Raw genomic sequence first — 25,983 nt, 5'->3', positions numbered from 1 at the left:
ATGTTCACGCCGCTGTTCGTCATCTCGCGCACCTCGGGCTGGAGCGCGCACATCATCGAGCAGCGCGTCGACAACAAGATCATCCGGCCGAGCGCGAACTACACGGGACCCGAAAATCTGAAGTTTGTCCGGCTAAATAGGAGAAAATAGCGACCGCCGCGCGAAACAAAATCGCGCGAGTAGCCGGCGCAGGCAATGCCGCCCGCCGCGCAGTTCGTGTTCTATTTGTCTCATCGTCATTCACAAGGTCTTGATTCCATGAAGAAACTGCTGATCGCCGCCGTGGTCGCCTCGCTCTCCGCCACGTCGCTCGTCGCCGCGAACAACGCATTCGCGCAAAACGGCGCCACGGCCACCAAGAAGGCGGCCACCAAAGCGAAGGCACCCGCGCCGAAGCACCGCCTCATCAAGCGCAAATCGACGAAGTCGGCCGCGAAAACCGATCCGGTGCCGGAAGGCTCGGTGCTCTGGTCCTGCAACGAAGGGCTCGCGTTCGATTTGAAGGGCGACATGAAGCGTGACCAGATCGTCACGGTTCACTGGGCCAACAAGAACTACAACCTGCCGCGCGAAGCCACGACCACGGGCGCGGATCGCTTCCACGACGCCGCTACGGGGCTCGACCTCGTCGTGATCCCGACCAAAGCGATGCTGTTCTCGGATCACGACGGCGCGCGCCTCGCAGACGAATGCAAGACGGCCGAAATGGTGCAAGGCGCTCCGGCCCCGACGCAGTCGAACGCACTGCAAAAGTCGGGTAGCTAAGCACCGGCCCGGGAGCCTCGACCCATGTCCGCCCCGATCCTCAATGTCCGGCCTGCGCCGGATCAGGTTCTGGTCGATATCGTCGACTACGTCCTGGGCTACCGCATCGATAGCGCGCTAGCGCTCGATACGGCCCGGCATTGCTTGATCGATACGCTGGGCTGCGGGCTCGAGGCCCTTTCCTATCCGGCGTGCACGAAGCTGATGGGGCCGATCGTGCCCGGCACCATCGTGCCGAACGGGGCCAAGGTGCCCGGCACGCAATTTCAGCTCGACCCCGTCCAAGCCGCCTTCAACATCGGCGCGATGATCCGTTGGCTCGATTTCAACGACACGTGGCTCGCCGCCGAGTGGGGACATCCGTCGGACAACCTGGGCGCCATCCTAGCGACGGCCGATTGGCTCTCGCGCACCGCGGTGGCCGCCGGCAAACCGTCATTCGTCATGAAGGACGTTCTGGCGGCGATGGTCAAGGCGCATGAAATCCAAGGCGTGATCGCACTCGAGAATTCGTTCAACAAGGTCGGGCTCGATCACGTCCTGCTCGTCAAACTGGCCTCGACGGCCGTGGCCGGACAGTTGCTCGGCCTTTCGCGCGACGAGCTCGTCAACGCGGTCTCGCTCGCGTTCGTGGACGGGCATTCGCTGCGCACTTACCGCCACGCCCCCAATACCGGTTCGCGCAAATCATGGGCAGCGGGCGACGCCACCGCGCGCGCCGTGCGGCTCGCCTTGATCGCCAAGACGGGCGAGATGGGCTACCCCTCGGTGCTGACAGCAAAGACATGGGGCTTTTACGACGTGCTGTTCAAGGGCCAACCGTTCAAGATGCAGCGGCCCTACGGCTCGTACGTGATGGAAAACGTGCTCTTCAAGATTTCGTTTCCGGCCGAGTTTCACGCGCAAACGGCGGCGGAAGCCGCCATGGCGCTGCACGGCCGGTTGCGGGCGGCGGGCAGGCGCGTGGAAGACGTCGCGAAGATCACGATTCGCACGCACGAAGCAGCGATACGGATCATCGACAAGACAGGCCCGCTCGCCAATCCGGCCGATCGCGACCATTGCATCCAATACATGGTGGCCGTGCCGATGATTTTCGGGCGCTTGACGGCGGCCGACTATGAAGACGACATTGCCGCCGATCCACGCATCGACGCCCTGCGCGCGAAGATCGTGTGCGTCGAAGACCCCGCCTTCACGGCTGACTATCACGACCCCAACAAACGCTCGATCGCGAATGCGTTGACGGTCGAGTTCACCGACGGCACGAAGCTCGATGAAGTCGTCATCGAATATCCGATCGGCCACAAGCGGCGCCGCGCCGAAGGCCTTCCGCTGCTCGTGGAAAAGTTCAAGACGAACCTCGCCCGCCGCTTCCCCGAGAAACAGCGCCAGGCAATTCTGGATGTCTCGCTCGACCAAGCGAGACTCGAGACGATGCCTGTGCACGAGTACGTCGATATGTTCGTCATTTAGACAGTCCCGAATTAGGCAAGATCTAGGCAACTCCGAACGCTGGTTCAAGGTTCAAGAAAAAAGTAGCACCGTCATTTCCTCGCTCTAACCTAGGAAAAACCATGACCCACAATCTGCACAACACGCTCAAGGAATTCGACAGCGGCACCGGCAAGGGCAAGTTCTACTCGCTGCCCCAACTCGGCAAGGCGTTGAACGTCAAGATCGACCGGCTGCCCCTGTCGATCCGTATCGTTCTGGAATCGGTGCTGCGCAACTACGACGGGAAGAAGGTCTCGGAAGAGCACATCGAGCAACTCGCCAACTGGAAACCGAATGCCGCTCGCGTGGATGAGATTCCGTTCGTGGTCGCGCGGGTCGTGCTGCAGGATTTCACGGGGGTGCCGCTCTTGGCCGACATCGCTGCCATGCGCGGCGTCGCCAAGCGCGCAGGTAAGAATCCGAAGACGATCGAGCCGCTCGTGCCGGTCGATCTCGTGGTCGACCACTCGGTGCAGATCGACTACTTCCGTCAGAAGGACGCACTCGATCTGAACATGAAGCTCGAGTTTCAGCGCAACAACGAGCGTTATCAGTTCATGAAGTGGGGCATGCAGGCGTTCGACACGTTCAAGGTCGTGCCGCCTGGGGTCGGCATCGTTCACCAGGTGAACCTCGAATACCTCGCGCGCGGCGTGCATAAAAAGACCGAAGGCGCCGATACGGTGTACTACCCCGATACGCTCGTCGGCACGGACAGCCACACGACGATGATCAACGGCATCGGTGTGGTGGGCTGGGGCGTAGGCGGCATCGAAGCGGAAGCGGGCATGCTCGGGCAGCCGGTGTATTTCTTGACGCCCGATGTCGTCGGCGTCGAGCTCAAGGGCAAGCTGCGCGAAGGCGTGACGGCAACCGATCTCGTGTTGACGATCACCGAGATGCTGCGCAAGGAGAAGGTGGTCGGCAAGTTCGTCGAATTCTTCGGCGACGGCACGGCGTCGCTGACGCTGCCGGACCGCGCGACCATCGGCAATATGGCGCCCGAGTACGGCGCGACGATGGGCTTTTTCCCGGTCGACGAAAGGACGATCGATTACTTCAAGGGCACGGGGCGCACCGACGCGGAAATCGCCGCCTTCGAAAACTACTTCAAGGCGCAAGGGCTGTTCGGCATTCCGAAGGCAGGCCAGATCGACTACACGAAGGTCGTCACGCTCGATCTCGCTACCGTGGCGCCGTCGCTGGCCGGTCCGAAGCGCCCGCAAGACCGCATCGAAATCGGCAATGTCAAATCGACGTTCGCCGATCTGTTCGTCAAGCCCGTCGGCGAGAACGGCTTCGCCAAGAAGCCGGCGGAGCTGGGCGCCGAGTACCAAACGTCCAATGGCGTGAAGCTGAAGAACGGCGATGTGCTGATCGCGGCAATCACGTCATGCACGAATACGTCGAACCCGAGCGTGCTGCTGGCTGCGGGCTTGCTCGCGAAGAAGGCAGTCGAAGCCGGGCTGACGGTAGCGCCGCACATCAAAACGTCTTTGGCGCCGGGATCGCGCATCGTCACCGAGTACCTGACGAAGACGGGCCTCATGCCGTATCTGTCGAAGCTCGGCTTCGAACTGGCGGCTTACGGCTGCACGACCTGTATCGGAAACGCCGGCGATCTCACGCCCGAGTTGAACGAAGCGATCACGAAGAACGATGTCGTCGCAGCAGCCGTGTTGTCGGGCAATCGCAACTTCGAAGCGCGCATCCACCCGAACATTCGCGCGAACTTCCTCGCCTCGCCGCCGCTCGTCGTGGCATACGCGATTGCGGGCACCGTCACACGCGACTTGATGACCGAACCGGTCGGCAAGGGCAACGGCGGCAAGGATATCTATCTCGGCGACATTTGGCCGACGAGCGAGGAAATCAACGCGCTGCTCAAGTACGCGCTCGATGCCCAAGCGTTCCGCACGAACTACTCGCAGCTCACCAAGCAGGGCGACCTGTGGAGCAAGATCGAGGGTGAGGAAGGTCAGGTCTATGACTGGCCGAAGTCGACGTACATCGCGGAGCCGCCGTTCTTCGGCGCCGACTTCTCGATGACGCCGTCCGACTCGATCCCGGCGATCCAAGGTGCGCGCGCGCTCGGTATCTTCGGCGATTCGGTCACCACCGATCACATCAGCCCCGCCGGGTCGATCAAGGAGGATTCGCCGGCCGGCAAGTGGCTCAAGGAGAACGGCGTGCAAAAGGCCGACTTCAACAGTTACGGCTCGCGCCGCGGCAATCATGACGTGATGATGCGCGGCACGTTTGCGAACGTTCGGATCAAGAACCTCATGATTCCGCCGAAGGCCGACGGTACGCGCGTGGAAGGCGGCTTGACGGTCCATCAACCGAGCGGCGAACAGTTGCCGATCTACGACGCGGCGATGAAGTACATCGACGCGGGTGCGCCGACGATGATTTTCGCGGGCGAAGAGTACGGCACGGGCTCATCGCGCGACTGGGCGGCCAAGGGTACGCAACTGCTGGGGGTGAAGGCGGTCGTGGCGCGCAGCTTCGAGCGGATCCATCGTTCGAACCTCGTGGGCATGGGCGTGCTGCCGCTTCAGTTCATCGGGATGGACAGCGTGCAATCGCTCGGCATCACGGGCGAGGAAACGTACGATGTCGAAGGCCTGGGCGACGACTTCAAGCCGCAGCAAGAAGTCACGCTCGTGATCCATCGCAAGGACGGCACGACGCAACGCGTGCCCGTGCTGCTTCGTATCGATACGCCGATCGAAGTCGACTACTACAAGCACGGCGGGATTTTGCCGTTCGTGTTGCGCTCGCTTCTCGCGGCGTAAAGCCTTGCCGTCAGCGAGCTGCTGATTCGCAAGGCGCCGCGCTTCGTCATTTCGAAGCGCGGTGATTCTAAGCCCGGCATCAGCCGGGCTTTTTTATCGGGCGTTAGGCTTCGCCTTCGAATCGGGCCGTTAGGGTGACTTGGAAAAATCCTGTCCGATCATTGCAACGACGGCTTGCTCACATGCCTTCAGGCCCGCGACCGACTGATCGAACTGATCCTCCAGCTTGCCGAACGTACCATACCGATACGTGGAATCGCTGTCGATGTGGACACTGTTTGCCTTGATATCGTAGCCACAAGCAAATGTCTTGAAATACAGATCTTGTTTTGTCTTCGCGTCCAAGAGGCGGGCTCGAATGACGACCCACGGAACAAAATCGGGCGACTCCGGCGGGGACATGTAGCCAAACGAGCTGAACCATACGTTCAGAATAGCGTCGGCATCGGTCTGAATCGCAGAATAATCATCCGATTTACCGTCCGTCGAAAGCTTGACCTTTTGATCGTGCAGGTCAACTACCTGATAGCCATCGGTGGCCAAACGCGACGTGATTCCGTCGTTCATGAGCGACGCGAACTGGATTTTTTCACTCGCGACTCGCTGCGTGTACGTTTTCGTATGGCTCGCGTTCACCCCGGCTTGGACCAGAGCGCCGACAAGACCAAAACCACCAGCCGCTCCACCCAAATTCACAACGCTTTCACCGGCGGGCTCGTTCATTCGAAGGACGCCTATTGAATGCACCTTCTCCCGATTCTTGGCATCCAGATCTGTTTTCGGCAAGGATGCACATCCCGTTAACAGCATCATGCCAGCACAGCAAGTAACCACCGCCGCTCTAGAATAATTGGTCTTCATTGAATCGTTTATGTTGTTAATAAGTAGCAAGCTTCAAGCTTTGTCGCCAGCGTCCGCCATGGCAGCGAGGCAGCCCTCAACCACGCCGTCGGCAATCGAGATAACGGCCACGGCGCGTAAGAACTTTAGGAGGACTGTTCCCGCTCTGAATTGGATGCGGTCACCGGGGCCATACGCTCTCTTCTTGCGAGCGCGGCGAATCCGAATCACCTTTCAGTTTTGAAATACTTTGTGCGGATGCTGGCGGCGTGGGGAACGCAAACCAATATATTGCGATGCAGAGCGTGGACAGTCCATCGTATCCACGCAGGGGCTTTCACCCGGGCAGAGCCGTACACAGCCGCATGTCTCCACCCCAGTGTCGGTATTCGGCCATTCATGTATCTCTGGTAGCAACGAACGGGCTTCCCCCACCCAGGGGGCGAGGGCGGGCTCGGCCCCGGGGCTTCGCCCCCAAATGCCCGGATTCGCTGCACTACGCCATAGGCAGGCGCTGTTCGATCGAGACCGCCCTACTTGCGCGGCGCCTTATACGCGACGCAGTCAACCTCGACCTTGCAATCGATCACCATGCTCGACACGACCGCCGCGCGCGCAGGCGGATGCTCGCCGAAATATTGCCGGAACACCTTGTTGAACGACGCAAAATCGCGCGGGTCATCGAGCCATACACCGCAGCGCACGACATGTTCCGCACCATAACCGGCTTCCTCCAAAATCGAGAATACGTTCTTGATCGCCTGATGCGACTGCTCGATAATGCCGCCGTTGATAACTTCGCCGTCCACCATCGGCGTCTGACCGGAAACGAACAGCCACCCGTCCGCCTCGACCGCGCGTGCAAACGGCATATGTTGACCGCCGGTGCCTTTGCCCCCTTCTACGCCATAACGCTTCATTCTTTCTCTCCTTTCAAATTCGTTGAATCCGCAACCCTCTCGGACAAGCGAGCAATCACGAGAACCTTATCTAGGCGATAGCGCTTTCGCAGACTGCAGGAGATCGTCGAGCATTGCCTCTCGCCGCTCGGGGCTCGTATCTCGTCCCGTCATGAAACACAGCGCCGCGATAGGCTGGCCCGTGCGGTCGCGTATCGGAGCCGCCATGCACAATCGAAATGCGTGGGACAGCCCTTCCGTGCAGCAGTATCCTTGGTCCTTCGCGCGCTGCACGTCTCGAAAGAACTCGTCGAATTCGATTCGAACGCCGTTATCGAGAACGAAATCCTCGCTCGGAACCAAGGCGCGAATTTCCTCGGCATTCAAATGCCCAAGCAACAAACGGCCTGTCGCCGTCCAAGGAATCGGCACTCTAACGCCGATGTCCGAACTGATATTGAACGGCCGCGTGCTGCTCTCCGACAGCACCACGGTGTACTTATTGCCCTCGAGCATGCACAGCTGCGCCGTCTCTTCGTACTTCCTCACCAACGCCAACAGCGCCTGATGCGAGCGGCTGATCAAGTCGTTGTGCGTCGCGTAGTCGGAGCCGTAGTAATGCATCTCGCGTCCGAAGAACACGCTGCCGTCGGCAGACGTCTCGAGGCAGCCGGCCTCGCTGAGAATGGCGACCAACTCATAGATGCTCGAACGGGGCGCCCCCGTTGCCTCGATCAACTCTCGCATCGTCATGGGGCGCTGAGCGAGATGCAATTGCCGAAAGATGTCGATGACGCGATCCACACCCCTTGCCCGCGACGATTCCGTACCAGTCATCCATTCACTCCATCCGATCGTTCATGCAACGCATGCGACATGCCAAGAGAGCGAGTCTACCGCGGGCACGCACTCGCAAGCGCGGCAGCGCAGCCCCATGCATCAATGATCGAGCACTCTGTGCAAGAACTGCCGCGTACGCTCGTTAGCCGGGTTGACGAAAATCTGTTCCGGTTCGCCTTGCTCGGCAATTACACCCTTGTCCATGAAAACGACGCGATCGGCAGTCTTGCGCGCAAAGCCCATTTCATGCGTGACAACGACCATCGTCATCCCGTCCCGCGCCAAGCCGCGCATGACTTCGGTGACTTCCCCCACCAACTCGGGGTCCAGCGCCGATGTGGCTTCGTCGAAAAACATGATGCCCGGCTCCACGGCGAGCGCCCGTGCAATCGCGACGCGCTGCTGCTGCCCGCCCGACAACTGGCTCGGGTAGTGTTCGGCCCGGTCTGCGAGGCCCACTCGGTCCAGCGCTTCCATCGCGCGTTTGCGCGCATCGGTAGGACTCATCTTGCGTGCTTTGACCAAAGCGAGCATGACGTTTCCGAGCGCCGTCTTGTGGGGAAACAAATTGAATTGCTGAAAAACCATGCCCACGTGGCCGCGAATTTCGCGCGCCCGGCGCGGGTCGTGCAACGGCACCGCGTTGACCCACACCTCGCCGGAATCCGACGTTTCGAGCCCAGCCATGATGCGCAGCACGGTGCTTTTGCCGGACCCCGAAGCGCCGATCAGCACCAGCACTTCGCCCGTTCGGACTTCGAGATTGATCTCTTTCAACACCCGCGTCGAACCGAACGACTTGCTGACGCCCGTAAGCGAAATGGCGGGCTTGAGTAGGGTTTCAGTGCTCACGACAATCTCCTCCGGTCATGATGGCGCACCCATTGAGAGAGCGGAAAGCACACGACAAAGTAAATGAGCGCGACGAGTCCGTAGATTTGCACGGGCTTGCCGATTCGATCGACGATGGCTTGGCCGCCATGCATCAACTCCGACATGCCGATCATGCTGACGATCGACGTGTCCTTGATGAGCGATAGATACTGACCGACGAGCGGAGGCAACACGATCCTCCCCGTTTGAGGCAGCACCACGAAAAAGAACGCTTGAATCTTGCTCAAGCCGAGAATTTGCGACACCTCCCACTGCCCCTTCGGCACGGACTCGATGCCCGACCTGAACACTTCTGCGATATACGCGCCTTGATAAACGCTGAGACCGATCGCGCCCGCGGCAAAGACATCGATCGCATAGCCGAAGTAAGAGACGCCGAAGTAGATGAACATCAACGTGATGAGCACCGGCGTACCGCGAAAGAGTTCCGTGTAGAGTTTGGCGATGCCGGGCGTGCCCCATGGCCCGAACGAGCGCAGCACGGCAGCGATGAGCCCCATCAAGGTGCCGCCTACGATCGCCGCGACGGAAAGGAGCAGCGTCGTCTCGAGGCCTTGTAGAAGGATCGCAAGACTGGTTTGCAACAAGTCGACTGACATGATCCCGCTCCAATGCGTAGGTCAAGCTCGGTTTGGGCGGCGCAGCGGCCAACCGCCCAAACGCGTGCGCGCTCGAATGAGCAACGGGGGATGGAAAACGCGTGCACCAAGCTGCCCGGCAAGCCACGAAAGCGCGTTGCTGAGCACGAGGTACGCGGCCAGTGTCACGGCGAACGTCTGCACATAAAGCAGGGTTCGCGAATTGATCACCGTTGCCGTTCCCGTCAGTTCTGGCAGCGCGATGGCCGATAGCAGCGACGTGCCCAGCAACAACTGAATCAGATAATTGACGATGGCCGGATACACTGCGCGCGCCGCTTGCGGCAGCACGATCTCCGTGAAGATTTGCGCACGCTCGAGCCCGAGGATCGCGGCGGCCTCCAACTGCCCCCGCGGCACGGATTGAATGCCGGCGCGAAACACTTCCGATAAGTAGGCGCCGACGTTCAGACCTAGCGCTATCACACCGGCCCAGTACGCGTCCAAAGAAAGTCCGGCGGACGGCAAACCGAAAAAGACGATGAAAATCTGCAACAGAACAGGCGTATTGCGGATGATTTCCACGTAGGCACGCGCGACGATTCGCAAGATGCCGAGCACGGAGACGCTGGCGAGCGCCGTCAATAATCCCAACGCCACCGCCAACACGAACGCGAGCACGGTCACCTGCAGCGTCAGCCAACTTGCTTTGATGAATTCCGGCACATAGCCCCAGAGCGTCAGCCACTCGTAACCCATGTCACCCTCCGCATTTTTCGATTGCACCCGCTAGCGGCATGCCGCACTCGTCAAAACTGCGGGCTCAGCGGGTAGTGCGGATCGACGCCGAACCACTTCTTGTAAAGCTGCGCGTTCAGCTTGGACGCATTGATGTTGAAGAGGAACAAGTTCAAGTAATTGAGCCAGGCTTGATCTCCCGATTTGACGCCGAACGCGTTGTATTCGAGCGGCACCAACGCTTCGTCGGTAACCGTCAGATCGGGATCGAGCTTCGCTTGATAGGCGAGGAAGTTGTTGTCTTCGATCATGGCATCGGCCTGGCCTTGCTTGACGGCCAAAATCGCGGCCTGCGAACTGTCGTACTCCTGGATTTTGACGGCCATGTTCAGCGCTCGAACTTCGTCGCCGTTGGTCGAGCCTTTGACCGTGGCGATCGTGCGGTTGCTCATGTCCTTGACGGACTTGATCCCGCTGCTTTTCTTGACCAGGAGTGCCTCGCTCGCAACGACATAGGGGGTCGTGAATTCGATGACCTTCGCGCGCTCCAAGTTGCGCGTGAAGTTACAGAACACGACATCGACCTTGCTCGTCTGAAGATTGGGAATCCGGTTCGCGCTGGTGGTGTTCACCACTTCCAACTTCACGCCCATCTCCTTGGCGAGCTCTTTTGCCAAGTCGACGTCATAACCGTCGGGTTGACCGTTCTTGTCGTAGAACCCGAAGGGAGCAAATGTCAGACAATCGCCGACGCGCAGCGTGCCTCTTTGCAACACGGCCTGCAGCGTGGACGGGGCAGCAGCCGCTTGCGGCGAGGCGGGCGTGGAAACCTTCGTGCAGGCCGTCATCGCAAGCAATCCGGCAACTGAGAGCAGTAGCGCGACGTGGGCGCCTCGTTTCGCAAGTTTCATGGCTGGGTCCTTGTCGGAGAGAGCGTTCCGGGCCGAACGAATCGGCATGAGTACCATCGGCCCGTTAGTGAATGCGCGATTCAGACTCCAGTTGCATCCGGTATATCGGACAGCTATCTGGCGAATCGGATTTATGCCCAGTTTTTGACGCTAATAACGAGGAAGCAAGCCCGATTTAATCCCTATTGCGATGGTGATTTTGGCGAGGCAAGCACCGGACGTGGAGAGGGCGACAGCGACCGGAACGTCGCGCTGCCGCTCTGGCGCCGCGGGAAATATCGATAATCGGATTCATGGCTTCTCCAAGTGGTGATGTTGCATGGAGGGCCTAAGGCTGCAATCGGCGCAGTTGAATGCGCGAGAAGTCACACGCGGCGACACGGGCCGGCAGGCACTGAATCGATCCTGTGAGCGACTACTCACGCGCTCTCGAACCAGCGCTTTTCCGGGGGCGAACTCCAGCTCGAGCCTGGCGGCGTGGAAATTTTCGTCGAGGCGTCCTAGCCGCTAGCGTCCCGTCAATAAACTCCCGGCACACCTGCCGGCCGATTTTTGAAGCGTCGATGCACCCAGTAATACTGATCGGGAAAGCGCATGATCTGAGCCTCGAGAAACGCATTCATTCTCGCGGCATCGTTCGTGTCGCTTTCGGAGGGGAAACCTTCGAGCGGCTCGAAGATCGTCAACTTGTACCCCTTGAAATCCGGCAGCACTTCCGTCACGAACGGCACCACCCGCGCGCGGCCTAATTTCGCAAGGCGCGAGATGGATGTCAGTGTGCAAGTGGGAACGCCGAAAAACGGAACGAAGACGGAGTTCTCGATACCGTGATCCATGTCCGCCGCAAGCATGACAGGTTTGCCTGAGCGAAGGATGCCAATGACTTTTCTGGCGCTCGTCGCCCTCTCGATCATCTCGGCGCCGAACCTGCCGCGTTGCCGCCTTGCGAGATCGCACATGCGCCGGTTCGACATCCGCGTGAACAACGACGCAACAGGCAACTGGATCGAGTAGCGCATGCATCCCACCTCGATGCCCACGAAGTGAAATCCCATGAAGATGGTGGGCGGAGCGTTCTTGTCCTCGAGATCGATCTTGCTTTCGATTTGGACGATATTCTCGATCGCCCGCGCGCTGCCGAACCACTGAATCCCGCGCTCGAGATAGCTGCGAACGACGTGCCGAAAATGCGCCTTCGCGAGCGCTTGGCGCTCGAGTTCGGTCTTCTCGGGAAAGCAAAGGCGCAAGTTCACCAGGACGACGTGCTTGCGCCGACTCGGCAGCGCGTACAAACCCGCGCCGATAGCGCTGCCCAGCCTCGCGACCAGCGGGTAAGGAAGCACCGACAACGCGCGCAGCAGCGTGACGAGAAAGGCATGACCGAGTTGTTTCACTAGCTGTTCCTGCGTGCAATGGCAGACCTCGCCATCTTGGAAAAGGGTGGTTCGCCGGCAGCGAACGTCCGTTGAGGTAAGTCTGGCGAGCACGGTCGTGTCGACGCGCTCGAGCGAAACGGCGCTTGGCGGGGGAGAAAAATCTAATTCCGGACCGAGCCGCCCCGTTTAAATGGCGGGATGGCGCAATGGCCCGTGGAACGAAGATGCGCACCCGAAGAGTGGCGCTGACGAATCAGTCGCGCGCGGGCGCATTATCGCATGCGATTGCGCTGGGCCGCGGCGCCTCGCGCTACGCTAAGCCTCACGGCGCGCGCCGCGCGGATCAATATCGAGATGCGTCGATGGTCGCGGGTGGCCCGTGGCTCGCCGCGCCATTGCGCCCCATGCGCCGGCTTCAGCGAAAGCCGGCCCTCATCGCGATCGGCCATGTAATTTCGCGGCGTCGATCCCGTTCACCCCAATTCGGAGCGAGTTCGGTCTCGAGCGCGGCGACCGGATCCCGGCCCGTTGCGCTGTGATATCGCGCGGTGGCCGACCAACTGCGGCAGTAACCCAGCAATTCGTCGAGCGTCCAAGCGAGTCGGATGGCAAACGCGGGACTTGCAACGGGTTCGAAGGGAAACGGAAGATCCGCATACGCCGTTTCGACATGGCGCCGCTCGGCAGGCCAATATGGGCCGACTACCTGGTGATAAAAGTGGCTTACTCGCTCTTCGACGGCGGCGCCTTCGACATGCAGCACGCCGTAGGTCCAAGCGGCGATCAAACCGCCGGGCTTCAGTACGCGCCTCACCTCGGCATAAAAGCCATCGAGGTCGAACCAGTGCAGCGCCTGCGCGACGGTGACGGCGTCAGCGCTCGCGTCGGCCAGGCCGCTACGGTCTGCCGGCGCCACGCGGTACTCGATGCGCTCGTGCGCCGGAGCCTGCGCGATCTGAGCCTCGCTCAGGTCCGTGGCCCACACTTTGGCGAAATGGGCGGCCAATGCGATCGACGCCTGGCCATTGCCTGCCCCCACGTCCCACACGAGTTCCCGGACCGGACATAGTGTGGCGAGCCACGCGAAAAGCGCCGGCGGATAGGTGGGCCGAGACGCAACGTACTGCTTGGCGACGGCGCTGAAGTGATCGGGATTCATGGCGGACATCGTAGGATGCTCCGCCCCATCGGTCAAATATACAGTTCGTGTGTCCCCCGCCTAAAAGCGACTCAGCTTTCGGAATGTCAGCGACGAACTCGTTTTCCTGCGCCCGCCCACGAGTTTTTTGAGGACGTCAATCGACGAAAATGCTGCCGGATCGATCGATGTCGTCGATCAGAACGATTACAAGCGATGCCACTCCAGCATATCGACCTAGGATTTTTCCGCCAATTAAAAATCGAGACGCATCTAGACAAATAAAAAATCGATTATCCAAAGCCGCAGAATGATTCGAGGAATGAGCGGTAAATCCTTCGCATCCCTCGCGGCCCCGTCGCTGCCGAATAAGCATGCGCGCGGGCGAACCCACGCACATTCAACTCAAATAGCGGGAATCGATTTTCTTAATCGCAGCCCCTTTTCCTGTGATGATCAGACGATTATCGTTTAGAAGATATTCTTGCAAATAGAATGGAATAAGCTAACCTATCGCCATCGCTCGGCTCCGATGGTGCGCATTGTTATGAACACATTGAAAAGCGCCGGACATTTCCTTTGGCTGGTACGAAAAACATGGATCACGCGCGTTGCGCGCCTGTACTATTCGCAATTCGGCGAGGACGCCGTGCTACGCGAGATAATCAGCCCGACCTGCAATAACGGAATCTACGTAGACGTGGGCGCCTACCATCCAATAAAATTCTCGAATACCTACGCCTTACACAAACGCGGATGGAGCGGCATCAACATCGACATGGATCCAATAAAAATAGAGGCATTCAAACTCGCCAGAGCTTCGGATGTCAATATTTGCGCGGCAATTTCAAGCGAAAAATCGGTCAAGCAGGCCTACAATTTCTCCAAATACGGGCTCACCTCGACCTTGGATCCCGAAACGGCCGCCGCGGAAGGCCAGGCCCCAGTCTCGGTCCGCGACGTCGAGACGACCACGCTCGACGATGTGTTGGAACACAGCCGCTACTCGAACCAGGAAATCGATCTGCTTTCGATCGACGCGGAGGGGCATGATTTCCACGTACTGCGCTCGATCAACCTTGAACGATACAAACCGAAAATTATCATCGTCGAAAGCGTGTCGTTTTCGATAAAAGACGTAATCGACTCGGAAATATACAAATACCTCGTCGCACACGGCTATCGTCTCATCAGTTGGACGCACATTTCACTGATTTTCAGGGTCGACCGGTCGGCAATATTTCGATTCCAGCTGTAGCGGCCGCACCTTCTGCCGCACCCGCCGCGCGGGAATACCCGCGGCGGTAGAGGAGCTACATGTCGCAGTTTCCGCGCGAGAACGCGACCCGGACCCGGAGATGCCTCGTAGGTGCGAAATCATCGGCACGATGTGCGAAATGGCGCCGCCCCCTCGCCGACTCGCGAATCATCGCGTTCGAAATCGTTGCGTCAGTTCTGCGAAGGACGGTCGATCGAGACACCCAGGTCCGCCGCCATACGTTCGACGAGCGTTCGCAGTTGCGTCACTTCATCAGCCAAGCGCTGTTGTTCCGCCCTTAAAGCCTCCAGTTCGCCCGCCGGCGCCGCACTTTGCGCACGCGCGAAAGTGGCGGCCAGTTGCTCCACGTTCACTTCACCGCACATCAGGTGCATCCAGCGATTCTCCCGCTCGCCGGGCGCGCACGGCAGCTTCACCACGAGCGCGGGCGTACGGGCGGCCAACTCGTCGAGAAAGGCCTCGACCGACGAGTTGTCGGCGAAACCATGCAAGCGTGTGGCATTCAGGCGCAATTCGGCAACGGTTTGCGGGCCTCTGAGCAGCAGCACCGTCAGTAGCGCCACGGCTTGGCTCGGTACGCCCAACACGCGATTCATGTTGTGCTCGTAGCGGGTGACGCGGCTACTGCTTGCGTCCATCACGAGACTCAGCCGCTTCAAGCCATCGATGGCGTTCTGCACTTCCGCCTCGGTGACGCTCATGACGGGAGAGCGGGCGGTCTTCTGATTGCAGCCAGCCGTGGTCGCGTTCAACGACAACGGGTACGTATCCGGAACCGTATGCTGCTTTTCGACCAGCACGCCAAGGACGCGCGCTTCGATCGGGGTGAGATCGCGAAGGGATTGGGTCATGTCGCAGCAAAAGCAGTGATGGTGGGGGGATATGATAGCGACCATCGCGTCGCCGCGCGAACCCGTCGCGCGCCGCAACTACTCGGCCTCGTGCCACTGAGGGCCAGCGCGCACCCAATTCGCTTTTGTTATCGGCGAATCCGTCTTTCGAATTGTTCCGCTATCGAAGCGCCTCTATAGTCTCCCGTCATCAGCACACGATCTGGACGAGGAGAGTCGCCGTGAAACTCGTGCGTTTTGGTGAACGGGGCAAAGAGCACCCGGGCATTGTCGATCGACAGGGCCGCATTCGCGACTTATCCGCCCACGTATCCGACATTGCGCTCGATACGTTGTCGCAAGCCGTCTTGGACGACATTGCCGCGCTCGACATCGCAGCCCTCCCCCTCGTTCCGGCCGAAGTACGGCTAGGCCCCTGCGTCGGCCGCGTCGGCAAGATGATTTGCGTCGGCCTCAATTATTCCGATCATGCGGCCGAGTCGAACATGCCCGTGCCGAGCGAGCCGGTGCTATTCATGAAAGCGACCAGCGCGATCGTTGGACCCAACGACGCAGTGCAAATCCCGCCCGGCGCCCAGAAAGTCGATTGGGAAGTCGAACTCGGCGTCGTCATCGGCCGCGAAGCGCGCTATGTGTCGCGTGAGCGCGCACTCGATCATGTGGCCGGATACTGCGTGGTCAACGATGTCTCGGAGCGCACCTACCAGCTCGAACGCGGCGGTCAGTGGGACAAAGGCAAGGGCTGCGATACGTTCGGCCCGCTCGGCCCTTGGCTCGTCACGCGCGACGAAATCCCCGATCCGCAAGCACTCGATATGTGGCTCGAGGTCGACGACAAGCGCTATCAAAACGGCAACACGAAAACGATGATCTTCGATGTCGCGACGCTCGTCTCGTACATCAGCCATTTCATGAGCCTGCAACCGGGCGACGTCATCTCCACCGGCACGCCGCCGGGCGTCGGCATGGGGCAAAAGCCCGAGCCGGTCTACCTGCGTCCGGGCCAGACGATGCGCCTGGGCATCGCCGGCCTCGGCGAACAGTATCAGCGCACCGTCCAAGCACGCCTCGAGGAGTCACTGTGAACGCAATCGATTTGAATGGCCGCACCGCCGTCGTCACGGGCGGAGCCCGCGGCATCGGCTATGCGGTCGCGCAGCGTGCGCTGCGTTCGGGCGCGGCCGTCGCGCTGTGGGATGTCGATGCGGACCGCCTCTCGCGAAGCCGCGGCGAACTATCGGAATGGGGCCAGGTGTCCGCCGTCACCGTCGATCTGACCGACGCCGCCGCGGTCGAAGCAGCGGCGGCGTCGACGTTCGCGCAGCACGGCTCGATCGACATCCTGGTCAATAGCGCGGGCATCACCGGCGGCAACGGCACGACATGGGAGCTGGACCCGGCCGTGTGGCGTCGCGTCGTCGAAGTGAACCTCATCGCCCCGTATTTGACCTGCCGCGCGGTCGTGCCTCGCATGCTGGAACGCGGCTACGGGCGCATCGTCAATATCGCCTCCGTGGCCGGCAAGGAAGGCAATCCGAACGCGTCGCACTACAGTGCATCGAAGGCCGGGCTCATCGGGCTCACGAAGTCGCTCGGCAAAGAGTTGGCCACGCGGAACATCCTCGTCAACGCAGTTACGCCAGCCGCGTGCAAGACCGAAATCTTCGATTCGATGTCGCAACAGCATATCGACTACATGCTGTCGAAGATTCCGATGAACCGCTTTCTGATGCCGGACGAAGCGGCATCGATGATCCTTTGGCTCGCCTCCGAGGATTGCGCGTTCAGCACAGGCTCCGTGTTCGATCTCTCCGGCGGTCGCGCAACTTACTGAGCGGAGCGTCCTCTCATGGCCATGCCAACCATCAAACACGTGCGCGCCTTCACGGTCCGCGGCGGCGGCGCCGACTATCACGATCAGTCGGGCGGACATTGGATCGACGATCACATTGCGACACCGATGTCCCGCTACCCTGAGTATCGGCGAAGCCGCCAATCGTTCGGCATCAATGTGCTCGGCTCGCTCGTCGTCGAAATCGAGGCCAGCGACGGCAATGTCGGCTTCGCCGTGACCACCGGCGGCGAGATCGGCGCTTTCATCGTCGAGAAGCATCTCGCTCGCTTTCTCGAGGGCCGCTGCGTGACCGACATCGAAACGATGTGGGATCAGATGTACTACGCGACGCTGTACTACGGGCGCAAGGGCATCGTGCTCAATACCATTTCCGGCGTCGATCTCGCGCTTTGGGATTTGCTCGGCAAGATTCGCAAGGAACCGGTGTATCAGTTGATCGGCGGCCCCGTGCGCGACGAACTCGTCTTTTATGCAACCGGCGCACGCCCCGATCTCGCGCAGCAAATGGGCTTTATCGGCGGCAAGTTGCCGCTGCAGCATGCGCCCGCCGAAGGCGAAGAAGGCCTGCGCCGCAACATCGAGAAGCTCGCGGACATGCGCAACCGCGTCGGCGACGACTTTTGGTTGATGTACGACTGCTGGATGAGCCTGGACGTGCGCTACGCGACGCGGCTCGCGCAAGCGGCGCACGAGCATGGCCTGAAATGGATCGAGGAATGCCTGCCGCCCGACGACTATTGGGGCTACGCCGAGCTACGCCGCAGCGTCCCGCGCGGCATGATGGTGTCGACGGGCGAACACGAAGCGACGCGCTGGGGCTTTCGCATGTTGCTGGAGATGGGTTGCTGCGACCTCATTCAACCCGATGTCGGCTGGTGCGGGGGCTTGACCGAATTGTTGAAGATCTCGGCGCTCGCCGATGCGCACAACGTGATGGTCGTGCCGCACGGCTCATCGGTGTACAGCTACCATTTCGTCGTGACGCGCCATAATTCGCCGTTCGCGGAATTTCTGATGATGGCCCCGCAGGCCGATCGCGTCGTTCCGATGTTTACGCCGTTGCTGCTCGACGAACCCGTGCCCCTCAATGGGCGCATGAAGGTGCCGGAAACGCCGGGGTTCGGCGTGCGGCTGAACCCCGAGTGCGCGCTCATGCGCCCGCACACGCATTGAACATCGAATCGAGTCGTCGGCGACACCACGCAAGGAGGCATGACGTGCTGCTCGAAAACAAAGTTGCGATCGTCACCGGCGGCTCGCGCGGAATCGGCCGCGCGATCGCCCTCGCCTGCGCGCGCGAAGGCGCAAATGTCGTCATCAACTATTGGAGCGAGAACGATGCGTCGTACGGTAGGCGCTCGGCGATCGACGAAGTGATCCGCGACATCGAAGCAAGCGGCCGGCGCGCCGTTGCGCTCGAGGGCAATGTCGCGCTCCCGCAAACGGGTATCGATTTAGTCAGGCATGCGGTCGAGGCCTTCGGGAAAGTCGACGTGCTCGCCAGCAATGCCGGCATCTGCCCGTTTCACGCCTTCCTCGATATGCCGCCCTCCGTACTCGAACGCACCATCGGCGTGAACCTGAACGGCGCGTTTTACGTCACGCAAGCCGTGGCGCGGCAAATGAAGGAACAAGGCACTGGCGGCGCGATCGTCGCGACGAGCTCGATCAGCGCGCTCGTCGGCGGCGCCATGCAAACCCACTACACGCCGACCAAGGCCGGCGTCCACTCGTTGATGCAATCGTGCGCGATAGCGCTCGGCCCCTACGGCATCCGGTGCAATTCGGTGATGCCGGGCACGATCGCGACCGACCTGAACGCCGAGGACTTGGAAGACAGCGCGAAACGCGCCTACTTCGAGCGGCGCATTCCGCTCGGCCGGCTAGGGGCGCCCGATGAAGTTGCCGATTGTGTCGTCTTCCTAGCGTCGGATCTGGCTCGTTATGTAACCGGTGCGGCATTGCTCGTCGACGGCGGCATGTTCGTCAACCTTCAATGATTTTGCGGGCGGGCGCGTCTGCCATCGGCTGTGAAAAACGCCGCAGTAGGTTGACGAAATGGTGCGCCGCCTCGGGCAGCGCTTCCTCCTTGCGCAAGAGGATGCCGTAGCCCGGCAGGCTTTTACCGATTTCGAGCGGCAGCGCGACGAGCAGCTTGCCGCGCACGTGGTCGCGCACGACCGATTCGGGCAACATCGCCACCGCGTCATACGTTTCGATCAATTGCAAGGTGGCGAAGACCGAGCCGCATTCGGTCAAGTTCGCCGGCGTGTTCAAGCCTGCCTGCGCCAGTTCTTCTTCGAAGAGCACGCGGGCGGGGCTCGTCACGGGTTGCGCCACCCACGGCCATTGAACGAGTTCCGCAAGCGACACCTCGGTTCGGCCCGCCAACGGATGACGCGTGCGCACGACGAGAACCAGCGTTTCGCGAGCCAGCAGTTCGAAGTCAAAGTCGTTGTGCTGCAGCGAAGTGGTAAGACGCGCGAGTGCGAGGTCGATCTCGCGGCGGTAGAGCAATTGCACGATTTGGTCGCTCGTCTCGCCCAGGATGCGCACGTTGAGCAGCGGCCGTTCGGTCTTCAACGCGGCCACCGCCAACGCCAGGACATCGGGCGCGGCGCCCATGATCGCACCGACCGTCAACTGCCCGTGGCCGCCCTTGCGCTTGACGTCGAGATCCTCGGCAAAGCGCGTCAACTCCGCCAGGGCGCGGCGCGCATAGGCAAGCACGACCGCGCCCAAGGCGGTAGGCGTCATGCCGCGCGCGTTGCGTTCGAACAGACGAAAGCCGAAAGCGTCCTCCACGTCGCCGAGCATTCGGCTCGCGCTTGGCTGCGCGACGTTGACTTGGTCGGCGGCTTGGTGGACGTTGCGCGTATCGTCGAGCGCCACCAGCAGCGCCAAATGCTTGAACTTGAGCCGATTGACGAGCGACAGAGCAGCGGTGGACGGTGTCATGGGTGATTCGCTTTATGGATCGCCCAATGATGATAACGGATTGGTTTGTTATCGCACGGCGATTTATAGTCCTTGCAACCTACCGATGCCGGATCGAGAAGCACACATAACGAGTGGAGACGAGACGATGCAAGTAGTGGATCCGCACGTGCATTTCTGGGACTTGGGTACGCACCACTACCCTTGGCTTGCGCATCCCGGCACGTCGTTCGTGGGCGATGCGAAGCGGCTCCGGCACGACTACATGCCGAGCGATTTAGTGCGGGAAGCCGGCTCCATCGAGGTCCTCAAAGTCGTTCATGTCGAAGCCAATCACGATCCGGCCGACCCGGTCGAGGAAACGCGCTGGCTGCAGTCGCTGTCGGACGCCGCGGGCGGGACCGATGCTGCGGGCCGCTCGCCCGTTGCGCTGCCGATCGCGATCGTGGCCGCGGCGGACCTATCTGCGCCCAACGTCGAAGCCACGCTGGCAGGGCACGCCGCGTTCGCCAATACGCGCGGCATCCGGCAGATTCTCAATGTGCACGCCGATCCCCTTTACGGCTACGTCGATCGGCACTTCATGCGCGATCCGGTCTGGCGCGAAAACTTCGGTTTGCTGGACCGCTATGGCCTTTCGTTCGATCTGCAACTCTACCCGTCGCAAATGCACGATGCGGTGCAGCTTGCGCGCGCCCATCCGAATACGCAGTTCGTGCTGAACCATACGGGCATGTTCGTCGATCGCAACAGCGTCGACGGATACCGTGCATGGCGCGATGGACTGCGGGCGCTGTCGGCGTGCCCGAACGTCGCGCTCAAGATCAGCGGGCTTGCCATGTTCGACCACCGATGGACGGTCGAGAGCCTGCGGCCCTATGTCCTCGAAGCGCTGGACGCATTCGGCGCCGAGCGGGCCATGTTCGCTTCGAATTTCCCGATCGATCGTCTGTTCGGCATGTATGAGGAATTGTGGAACGCGTATGCGCGCATCGTCCAGGGCGCGAGCGAGGCCGAACGCACCGCGCTGTTCCGGGGCAACGCCGAGCGCATCTATCGGATCTGATCGCGACGCAACGCGATGCAAAACACGACGGAGAGGACTTTGGACACAAACGACACATCGCGACCGGCGCCGCGCCTCGCCTTGCACGGCGCGAGCAAGTCGTTCGGACTCGTGCGCGCGCTCGTCGACGGCAATCTCGTCCTCATGCCGGGCGAGGTCCACGCACTACTCGGCGAAAACGGCGCGGGCAAGTCGACTCTCGTCAAGATCCTCGCCGGCGCGCACATGCCCGATGCGGGGCAGTTGCGGATCGACGGCGTCGCGCGGCGCTTCGCAACGCCCGCCGATGCGCGCGATGCGGGCATCGCCGTCATCTATCAGGAGCCCACGCTGTTCTTCGATCTGTCGATCGCAGAGAACATCTTCATGGGCCGCCAACCCGTGGATCGGTTCGGACGTATCGATTACGACGCGATGCATCGTGAAGTCGCGAACCTGCTTGCCGCGCTCGGCGTCGATCTGAAACCGCAACAATGGGTGCGCGGTCTGTCGATCGCCGATCAACAGGTGATCGAGATTGCGAAGGCCTTATCGCTGAACGCAAGCGTATTGATCATGGACGAGCCGACGGCCGCGCTTTCGCTGCCCGAGGTCGAACGGCTGTTCGCCATCGTGCGCGCACTGCGCGATCGCGGCGCGGCGATCCTATTCATAACCCACCGGCTCGAAGAGGTCTTCGTGCTCGCACAGCACGTGACGATCATGCGCGACGGCGCAAAAGTGTTCGATGCGCCGACCGCCGAGATGACGACCGCGAAGATCGTCGCCAAGATGGTGGGCCGCGATTTGGACACGTTCTACCCAAAGGCGCAGCTCGAACCCGGCGAGGTCAAGCTGTCGGTGCGGGGACTCACACGCGTCGGCGTGTTCAAGGATGTGTCGTTCGACGTGCGGGCGGGCGAGATCGTCGCGCTCGCGGGGCTCGTCGGGGCGGGCCGCAGCGAAGTCGCGCGCGCCATCTTCGGCATCGACCCGCTCGACGACGGCGAGGTTCGCGTGGCGAATCGGCGCATCGCGCTCGGCCGGCCGGATCTCGCAGTTGCAGCGGGCCTTGCGATGGTGCCCGAAGACCGCCGCGAACAAGGCCTAGCACTCGCACTGAGCATCGCGCGCAATGCGTCGATGACCGTGCTTGGCCGCCTCACGCGCTTCGGTCTCATTTCGCGGCAGCGCGAAGTATCGCTCGCGCGCGAGTGGGGCGCACGTCTTCGGCTCAAAGCGACCGACCTCGATGCGCCCGTGGCAACGCTGTCGGGCGGCAATCAACAGAAGGTCGTTCTCGGCAAATGGCTCGCGACGGGCCCGCAAGTGTTGATCGTCGACGAGCCGACGCGCGGCATCGACGTCGGCGCGAAGGCCGAGGTCTATGCCGCACTGTCCGATCTCGTCAGCGGCGGCATGGCCGTGCTCATGATATCGAGCGAGTTGCCCGAAGTGATCGGCATGGCCGACCGCATCCTCGTGATGCACGAAGGGCGCATCAGCGCCGAGATCGCACACGCCGACGCAAGCGAAGAGCGCATCATGAGCGCCGCGCTCGGACAGGCCGACGCCCATTTGGGGCGAGCGGCATGACCCCTCACGTCAATACGATGCATCGGGACACCCCTGCCGCTGCGCCCGCTGCCTCGGGCTGGCTAGCCTCCTTGACCAAGCGCCGCGAAACGGCGCTCTTCGTGGTGCTCGTTGCATTGATCGTTTGCACGGCAACGGCGCGTCCGCAGTTTCTCAACCTTCAAAACCTCAAGGACGTCCTGCTCAATGTGTCGATCGTCGGCCTGCTGACCGCGGGTATGACCGTCGTCATGCTGATGCGCCACATCGATCTTTCCGTTGGCTCGGTCGTCGGCGTCAGCGCCTACGCCGTCGGATCGTTGTTCGTCGCCTTCCCGCATCTGCCCGTCATCGTCGCGCTGGCGGCGGGCGTCGCGATCGGGGTGCTCGCTGGCTTCATCAATGGCGCGCTCGTTGCAATCGGGCGCGTGCCGTCGCTCGTCGCCACGCTGTCGACGCTGTATATCTTCCGCGGGGCCGACTATGCATGGGTCAGTGGCGGACAGATCAATGCGAGCAGCCTGCCCCACGCGTTCTCGAAGCTCGCGACCGGTTCGGTGCTGGGCATCCCGACCCTCGCGCTGATCGCCGCCATCGTATTGACAGGGTTGAGAGTTTACCTGAAGCAGTTTCGCGCAGGACGGGAGCATTACGCGATCGGCTCCAACCCCGAAGCGGCGCGCTTGGCAGGCATCCAGGTCGAGCGCCGCGTGATGTGCGGCTTTCTGATTTCGGGTGCAATTGCCGGGCTCGCGGGTGCATTGTGGCTCGCGCGCTTCGGCACCGTCGACGCCAGCACGGCCAAAGGTATCGAACTGCAGGTCGTCGCCGCGGCGGTGGTGGGCAGCGTCGCCATCACGGGCGGCGCCGGCACGATCCTCGGCGCAACCCTAGGCTCGCTCGTGCTGGGCGTGATCGGCATCGCGCTCGTCGTGCTGCGCATCTCGCCGTTTTGGGAACAAGCGATCCAAGGCGCGCTGATCGTCGCCGCGGTAGCGACCGACACGTTGATTGCCCGTTCGCTGGCCAAACGCATGTTGAGGAAACGCGACCATGGCTAACTTCACCTCGCGCAATACGGCGCACAAACGCTCCGTGCCCGTCTCGTGGGAAGCGCTGCTCACGGTGATTCTGGTCGGCTCCCTCGCGTTCGGGCGCCTGCTCTCGCCGGTGTTCGTCAATCCCGACAATCTCGGCAACATTCTGCTCGACATCACCGAGATCTCGCTCATGGCAATGCCCATGACGTTGATCATCGTCATGGGCGAGATCGACTTGTCGGTGGCCTCGGTGCTCGGCGCATCGAGCGCGCTGATGGGTGCGCTCTGGCATGCGGGTTTGCCGATGGCGGGCGTCATGGGGCTCGTCATCGTCGGCGGCGCGGCGGCCGGCCTGCTGAACGGGTGGCTCGTCGTGCGTCTCGAATTGCCGTCGCTGGCAGTGACGATCGGCACGCTCGCCCTGTTTCGCGGTCTTGCCTATGTCCTACTCGGCGACCGAGCCGTGGCGGACTTCCCGGCCTCGTATACGGCGTTTGGCATGGACACCCTCGGCCCCACATTGATCCCGCTGCCGTTCGTCATCGTCATTGCGGGCGCGGCGCTGTTCGGTGTCGTGCTGCATGCGACGCCCTTCGGGCGCAGCCTATACGCCATCGGCGCGAACGCCTCGGCCGCCCGCTTCTCCGGAATCGATGTACGCAAGATCAAGCTACGGCTATTCGTGCTGTCCGGCGCGGTCAGCGCCATCGCCGGCATCATCTTCACGTTGCGCTTCACCAGTGCGCGCGGCGACAACGGGGAAGGCTTCGAACTCGCGGTCATTGCCGCCGTGCTGTTCGGCGGTGTCAGCATCTTCGGCGGACGCGGTTCGCTCTATGGGGTGCTGCTCTCGCTGTTGATCGTCGGTGTGCTGCGCAACGCGTTGACGCTCGTCGACGTTTCGAGCGAAACGCTGACGATCGTGACCGGATTGCTGTTGCTTTCGTCCGTCCTGATCCCGAATCTCGCCGCCGGCTGGCGGGCGCGTAAGGATAAGCTGAGCGTCGCGGCAAAACGTTGACGGAATGTGGCGCAAGGCAAGAGCGATACCTTGAGCGGCGAGCTTCGGCCGACCGCTCGTTCATGTGAGACGATTCACGAGGAGACAGATGATGCATAAACCTGTGCGCGCCGCGACCGCGGCGATCTTGGCCGGCTTACTGCTAGGGCTCGCGGCCACGGCCGGGGCGGCGAGCATCAAGGAAGGCCTGAAAATCGCGTTCGTGCCCAAGCAGATCAACAATCCCTACGAGGTCACTGCCGACAATGGCGGCATGGCCGCCATCAAGGATTTCAAAGGCGAAGGCAAAGTGGTGGGCCCATCGGATGCGGGAGCATCTTCCCAAGTTCAATACATCAACACGCTCACCACGCAGCACGTCGATGCGATCGTGATCGCCGCGAACGATCCCAACGCCGTCGTTCCCTATTTGAAGCGCGCCATGGCCCGCGGCATCAAAGTGGTGACGTTCGATTCGGATACGGCTGCGGCGGGCCGCACGATCTTCGTCAATCAAACGAACGCGGAAGCGATCGGGCGCGGCCAGATTCAGCTGGCGGCGAGTCTGATCGGCAATGAAGGCGAGTTTGCGATTCTATCGGCGACGCCGAATGCGACCAACCAGAACACTTGGATCAAATGGATGAAGGAGGAATTGACGAAGCCGCAATACGCGAAGATGAAGCTCGTCAAGATCGCGTACGGCAACGACGACGATCAACAGTCTTTCGTTGAAACGCAGGGATTGCTTCAGGCCTATCCGAATCTGAAGGCGATCATTGCGCCGACATCGGTCGGGATCGCGGCCGCCGCGCGTTATATTTCGTCGTCACCGAGTAAGGGCAAGGTGGCCGTGACGGGCCTCGGCACGCCCAATCAGATGCGCGAGTTCGTCAAAAACGGCACCGTCACGGCATTTCAGTTGTGGGACCCGGGCCAGCTCGGTTATTTGGCCGCTTATGCCGCAGCCAACCTCGCCTCGGGCGTGATCACGGGCAAGCCTGGCGAAACGTTCTCGGCAGGCAAGCTCGGCACACGTACGATCGGTCGAGACGGCGAGGTGATTCTCGGGCCGCCGCAGACCTTCAACGCCAGCAATATCGATCAGTTCAACTTCTGATTAGCCA

General features: G+C 61.3%; 25 protein-coding genes. 14 read left to right on the top strand and 11 right to left on the bottom strand.

Going from position 1 to position 25,983, the window contains the following annotated elements:
- The 4 genes from QQS38_RS20595 to acnA form a co-directional block, all read left to right on the top strand.
- Positions 1–150: citrate/2-methylcitrate synthase (locus QQS38_RS20595; protein ID WP_479647207.1), on the top strand; the 150-nt coding region annotated here is incomplete at its 5' end.
- A 108-nt stretch (positions 151–258) separates the two neighbouring features.
- Entirely contained in the window at positions 259–765 is a 507-nt protein-coding gene (locus QQS38_RS20590; RefSeq protein WP_479647201.1) for a hypothetical protein, read from the top strand.
- 24 nt (positions 766–789) lie between these two features.
- Positions 790–2,241, top strand: a complete 1,452-nt coding sequence (locus QQS38_RS20585; RefSeq protein ID WP_479647200.1) for a bifunctional 2-methylcitrate dehydratase/aconitate hydratase — start codon at positions 790–792, stop codon at positions 2,239–2,241.
- Between the two features lie 101 nt (positions 2,242–2,342).
- Positions 2,343–5,060 (top strand): aconitate hydratase AcnA, encoded by a 2,718-nt coding sequence (gene acnA, locus QQS38_RS20580; protein WP_479647199.1) that lies wholly within the window; start codon positions 2,343–2,345, stop codon positions 5,058–5,060.
- 129 nt (positions 5,061–5,189) lie between these two features.
- Here acnA and QQS38_RS20575 read toward each other — a convergent pair whose 3' ends face one another.
- From QQS38_RS20575 to QQS38_RS20535, 9 genes are all read right to left on the bottom strand, one after another.
- A complete protein-coding gene (locus QQS38_RS20575; RefSeq protein WP_479647198.1) occupies positions 5,190–5,921 on the bottom strand; it encodes a hypothetical protein in 732 nt (243 codons plus the stop codon).
- 512 nt (positions 5,922–6,433) lie between these two features.
- A complete protein-coding gene (locus tag QQS38_RS20570; RefSeq protein WP_479647197.1) occupies positions 6,434–6,820 on the bottom strand; it encodes a RidA family protein in 387 nt (128 codons plus the stop codon).
- Positions 6,821–6,886: 66 nt separating this feature from the next.
- Positions 6,887–7,636 (bottom strand): IclR family transcriptional regulator, encoded by a 750-nt coding sequence (locus QQS38_RS20565; RefSeq protein WP_479647196.1) that lies wholly within the window; start codon positions 7,634–7,636, stop codon positions 6,887–6,889.
- 102 nt (positions 7,637–7,738) lie between these two features.
- On the bottom strand, positions 7,739–8,491 hold the full coding sequence (locus QQS38_RS20560) for an amino acid ABC transporter ATP-binding protein (protein ID WP_479647195.1): 753 nt from the start codon (positions 8,489–8,491) through the stop codon (positions 7,739–7,741).
- Positions 8,488–9,132, bottom strand: a complete 645-nt coding sequence (locus QQS38_RS20555; protein WP_479647194.1) for an amino acid ABC transporter permease — start codon at positions 9,130–9,132, stop codon at positions 8,488–8,490. Before QQS38_RS20555 ends, QQS38_RS20560 begins: the two co-directional genes overlap by 4 nt.
- Before the next feature lie 21 nt (positions 9,133–9,153).
- Positions 9,154–9,870 (bottom strand): amino acid ABC transporter permease, encoded by a 717-nt coding sequence (locus QQS38_RS20550; RefSeq protein ID WP_479647193.1) that lies wholly within the window; start codon positions 9,868–9,870, stop codon positions 9,154–9,156.
- 50 nt (positions 9,871–9,920) lie between these two features.
- Positions 9,921–10,760: an ABC transporter substrate-binding protein gene (locus QQS38_RS20545; RefSeq protein WP_479647192.1), complete on the bottom strand. Its 840-nt coding sequence runs from the start codon at positions 10,758–10,760 to the stop codon at positions 9,921–9,923.
- A 518-nt stretch (positions 10,761–11,278) separates the two neighbouring features.
- Positions 11,279–12,154 carry a lipid A biosynthesis lauroyl acyltransferase gene (locus QQS38_RS20540; RefSeq protein ID WP_479647191.1) on the bottom strand — a complete coding sequence of 292 codons (876 nt, stop codon included), beginning with the start codon at positions 12,152–12,154 and terminating at the stop codon, positions 11,279–11,281.
- 397 nt (positions 12,155–12,551) lie between these two features.
- Positions 12,552–13,295 (bottom strand): class I SAM-dependent methyltransferase, encoded by a 744-nt coding sequence (locus QQS38_RS20535; RefSeq protein ID WP_479647190.1) that lies wholly within the window; start codon positions 13,293–13,295, stop codon positions 12,552–12,554.
- A 526-nt stretch (positions 13,296–13,821) separates the two neighbouring features.
- On the opposite strand from QQS38_RS20535, the gene QQS38_RS20530 reads away from it, so the two are divergent.
- Entirely contained in the window at positions 13,822–14,532 is a 711-nt protein-coding gene (locus tag QQS38_RS20530) for an FkbM family methyltransferase (protein ID WP_479647189.1), read from the top strand.
- A gap of 191 nt (positions 14,533–14,723) precedes the next feature.
- On the opposite strand, the gene QQS38_RS20525 is transcribed toward QQS38_RS20530, so the two are convergent.
- Positions 14,724–15,404 carry a YceH family protein gene (locus QQS38_RS20525; RefSeq protein WP_479647188.1) on the bottom strand — a complete coding sequence of 227 codons (681 nt, stop codon included), beginning with the start codon at positions 15,402–15,404 and terminating at the stop codon, positions 14,724–14,726.
- A 221-nt stretch (positions 15,405–15,625) separates the two neighbouring features.
- Between QQS38_RS20525 and QQS38_RS20520 the strand changes: the two genes are divergently transcribed.
- Genes QQS38_RS20520 through QQS38_RS20505 form a run of 4 tightly spaced genes read left to right on the top strand, consistent with a single transcriptional unit; the run spans position 15,626 to position 19,259 of the window.
- Positions 15,626–16,489 carry a fumarylacetoacetate hydrolase family protein gene (locus tag QQS38_RS20520; protein WP_479647187.1) on the top strand — a complete coding sequence of 288 codons (864 nt, stop codon included), beginning with the start codon at positions 15,626–15,628 and terminating at the stop codon, positions 16,487–16,489.
- A complete protein-coding gene (locus tag QQS38_RS20515; protein WP_479647186.1) occupies positions 16,486–17,238 on the top strand; it encodes an SDR family NAD(P)-dependent oxidoreductase in 753 nt (250 codons plus the stop codon). The genes QQS38_RS20520 and QQS38_RS20515 overlap by 4 nt, the downstream gene beginning before the upstream one ends.
- 15 nt (positions 17,239–17,253) lie before the next feature.
- Entirely contained in the window at positions 17,254–18,432 is a 1,179-nt protein-coding gene (gene rhmD / locus QQS38_RS20510) for an L-rhamnonate dehydratase (protein ID WP_479647185.1), read from the top strand.
- A gap of 44 nt (positions 18,433–18,476) precedes the next feature.
- A complete protein-coding gene (locus tag QQS38_RS20505; protein WP_479647184.1) occupies positions 18,477–19,259 on the top strand; it encodes an SDR family NAD(P)-dependent oxidoreductase in 783 nt (260 codons plus the stop codon).
- On the opposite strand, the gene QQS38_RS20500 is transcribed toward QQS38_RS20505, so the two are convergent.
- Positions 19,246–20,217, bottom strand: coding sequence for a LysR family transcriptional regulator (locus QQS38_RS20500; protein WP_479647183.1), 972 nt, complete (start codon positions 20,215–20,217; stop codon positions 19,246–19,248). The two genes, QQS38_RS20505 and QQS38_RS20500, sit on opposite strands and share 14 nt — an antisense overlap.
- A 127-nt stretch (positions 20,218–20,344) precedes the next feature.
- Here QQS38_RS20500 and QQS38_RS20495 point away from each other — a divergent pair, with 127 nt between their 5' ends.
- The 5 genes from QQS38_RS20495 (at position 20,345) to rhaS (ending at position 25,976) form a co-directional block, all read left to right on the top strand.
- On the top strand, positions 20,345–21,262 hold the full coding sequence (locus QQS38_RS20495) for an amidohydrolase family protein (protein WP_479647182.1): 918 nt from the start codon (positions 20,345–20,347) through the stop codon (positions 21,260–21,262).
- 15 nt (positions 21,263–21,277) lie between these two features.
- Complete coding sequence (locus QQS38_RS20490) at positions 21,278–22,837, top strand: sugar ABC transporter ATP-binding protein (RefSeq protein WP_479647181.1); 1,560 nt, start codon at positions 21,278–21,280, stop codon at positions 22,835–22,837.
- The gene (locus QQS38_RS20485) at positions 22,834–23,877 is read left to right on the top strand and encodes an ABC transporter permease (RefSeq protein ID WP_479647180.1); all 1,044 of its coding nucleotides are present in this window, start codon (positions 22,834–22,836) and stop codon (positions 23,875–23,877) included. Before QQS38_RS20490 ends, QQS38_RS20485 begins: the two co-directional genes overlap by 4 nt.
- On the top strand, positions 23,870–24,877 hold the full coding sequence (locus QQS38_RS20480; protein ID WP_479647179.1) for an ABC transporter permease: 1,008 nt from the start codon (positions 23,870–23,872) through the stop codon (positions 24,875–24,877). Before QQS38_RS20485 ends, QQS38_RS20480 begins: the two co-directional genes overlap by 8 nt.
- A 91-nt stretch (positions 24,878–24,968) precedes the next feature.
- Positions 24,969–25,976, top strand: a complete 1,008-nt coding sequence (gene rhaS, locus QQS38_RS20475) for a rhamnose ABC transporter substrate-binding protein (protein WP_479647206.1) — start codon at positions 24,969–24,971, stop codon at positions 25,974–25,976.
- Positions 25,977–25,983 lie beyond the last annotated feature (7 nt).

The sequence above is a fragment of the Trinickia sp. Z7 genome (genome assembly GCF_056498045.1).
The sequence above is the reverse complement of the archived record's forward strand: the minus strand, read 5'-3'. Positions and strand labels throughout refer to the sequence as shown.

Bases quoted from the DNA above. Each gene is read 5' to 3' on its own strand.
- QQS38_RS20570 (WP_479647197.1), bottom strand. From the start codon at position 6,820: ATGAAGCGTTATGGCGTAGAAGGGGGCAAAGGCACCGGCGGTCAACAT.
- QQS38_RS20575 (WP_479647198.1), bottom strand. From the start codon at position 5,921: ATGAAGACCAATTATTCTAGAGCGGCGGTGGTTACTTGCTGTGCTGGC.
- QQS38_RS20555 (WP_479647194.1), bottom strand. From the start codon at position 9,132: ATGTCAGTCGACTTGTTGCAAACCAGTCTTGCGATCCTTCTACAAGGC.
- QQS38_RS20565 (WP_479647196.1), bottom strand. From the start codon at position 7,636: ATGACTGGTACGGAATCGTCGCGGGCAAGGGGTGTGGATCGCGTCATC.
- QQS38_RS20530 (WP_479647189.1), top strand. From the start codon at position 13,822: ATGAACACATTGAAAAGCGCCGGACATTTCCTTTGGCTGGTACGAAAA.
- QQS38_RS20485 (WP_479647180.1), top strand. From the start codon at position 22,834: ATGACCCCTCACGTCAATACGATGCATCGGGACACCCCTGCCGCTGCG.
- rhaS (WP_479647206.1), top strand. From the start codon at position 24,969: ATGCATAAACCTGTGCGCGCCGCGACCGCGGCGATCTTGGCCGGCTTA.
- QQS38_RS20500 (WP_479647183.1), bottom strand. From the start codon at position 20,217: ATGACACCGTCCACCGCTGCTCTGTCGCTCGTCAATCGGCTCAAGTTC.
- QQS38_RS20550 (WP_479647193.1), bottom strand. From the start codon at position 9,870: ATGGGTTACGAGTGGCTGACGCTCTGGGGCTATGTGCCGGAATTCATC.
- QQS38_RS20525 (WP_479647188.1), bottom strand. From the start codon at position 15,404: ATGACCCAATCCCTTCGCGATCTCACCCCGATCGAAGCGCGCGTCCTT.
- QQS38_RS20490 (WP_479647181.1), top strand. From the start codon at position 21,278: ATGCAAAACACGACGGAGAGGACTTTGGACACAAACGACACATCGCGA.
- QQS38_RS20585 (WP_479647200.1), top strand. From the start codon at position 790: ATGTCCGCCCCGATCCTCAATGTCCGGCCTGCGCCGGATCAGGTTCTG.
- rhmD (WP_479647185.1), top strand. From the start codon at position 17,254: ATGGCCATGCCAACCATCAAACACGTGCGCGCCTTCACGGTCCGCGGC.
- QQS38_RS20535 (WP_479647190.1), bottom strand. From the start codon at position 13,295: ATGAATCCCGATCACTTCAGCGCCGTCGCCAAGCAGTACGTTGCGTCT.
- QQS38_RS20590 (WP_479647201.1), top strand. From the start codon at position 259: ATGAAGAAACTGCTGATCGCCGCCGTGGTCGCCTCGCTCTCCGCCACG.
- QQS38_RS20545 (WP_479647192.1), bottom strand. From the start codon at position 10,760: ATGAAACTTGCGAAACGAGGCGCCCACGTCGCGCTACTGCTCTCAGTT.
- QQS38_RS20495 (WP_479647182.1), top strand. From the start codon at position 20,345: ATGCAAGTAGTGGATCCGCACGTGCATTTCTGGGACTTGGGTACGCAC.
- QQS38_RS20480 (WP_479647179.1), top strand. From the start codon at position 23,870: ATGGCTAACTTCACCTCGCGCAATACGGCGCACAAACGCTCCGTGCCC.
- acnA (WP_479647199.1), top strand. From the start codon at position 2,343: ATGACCCACAATCTGCACAACACGCTCAAGGAATTCGACAGCGGCACC.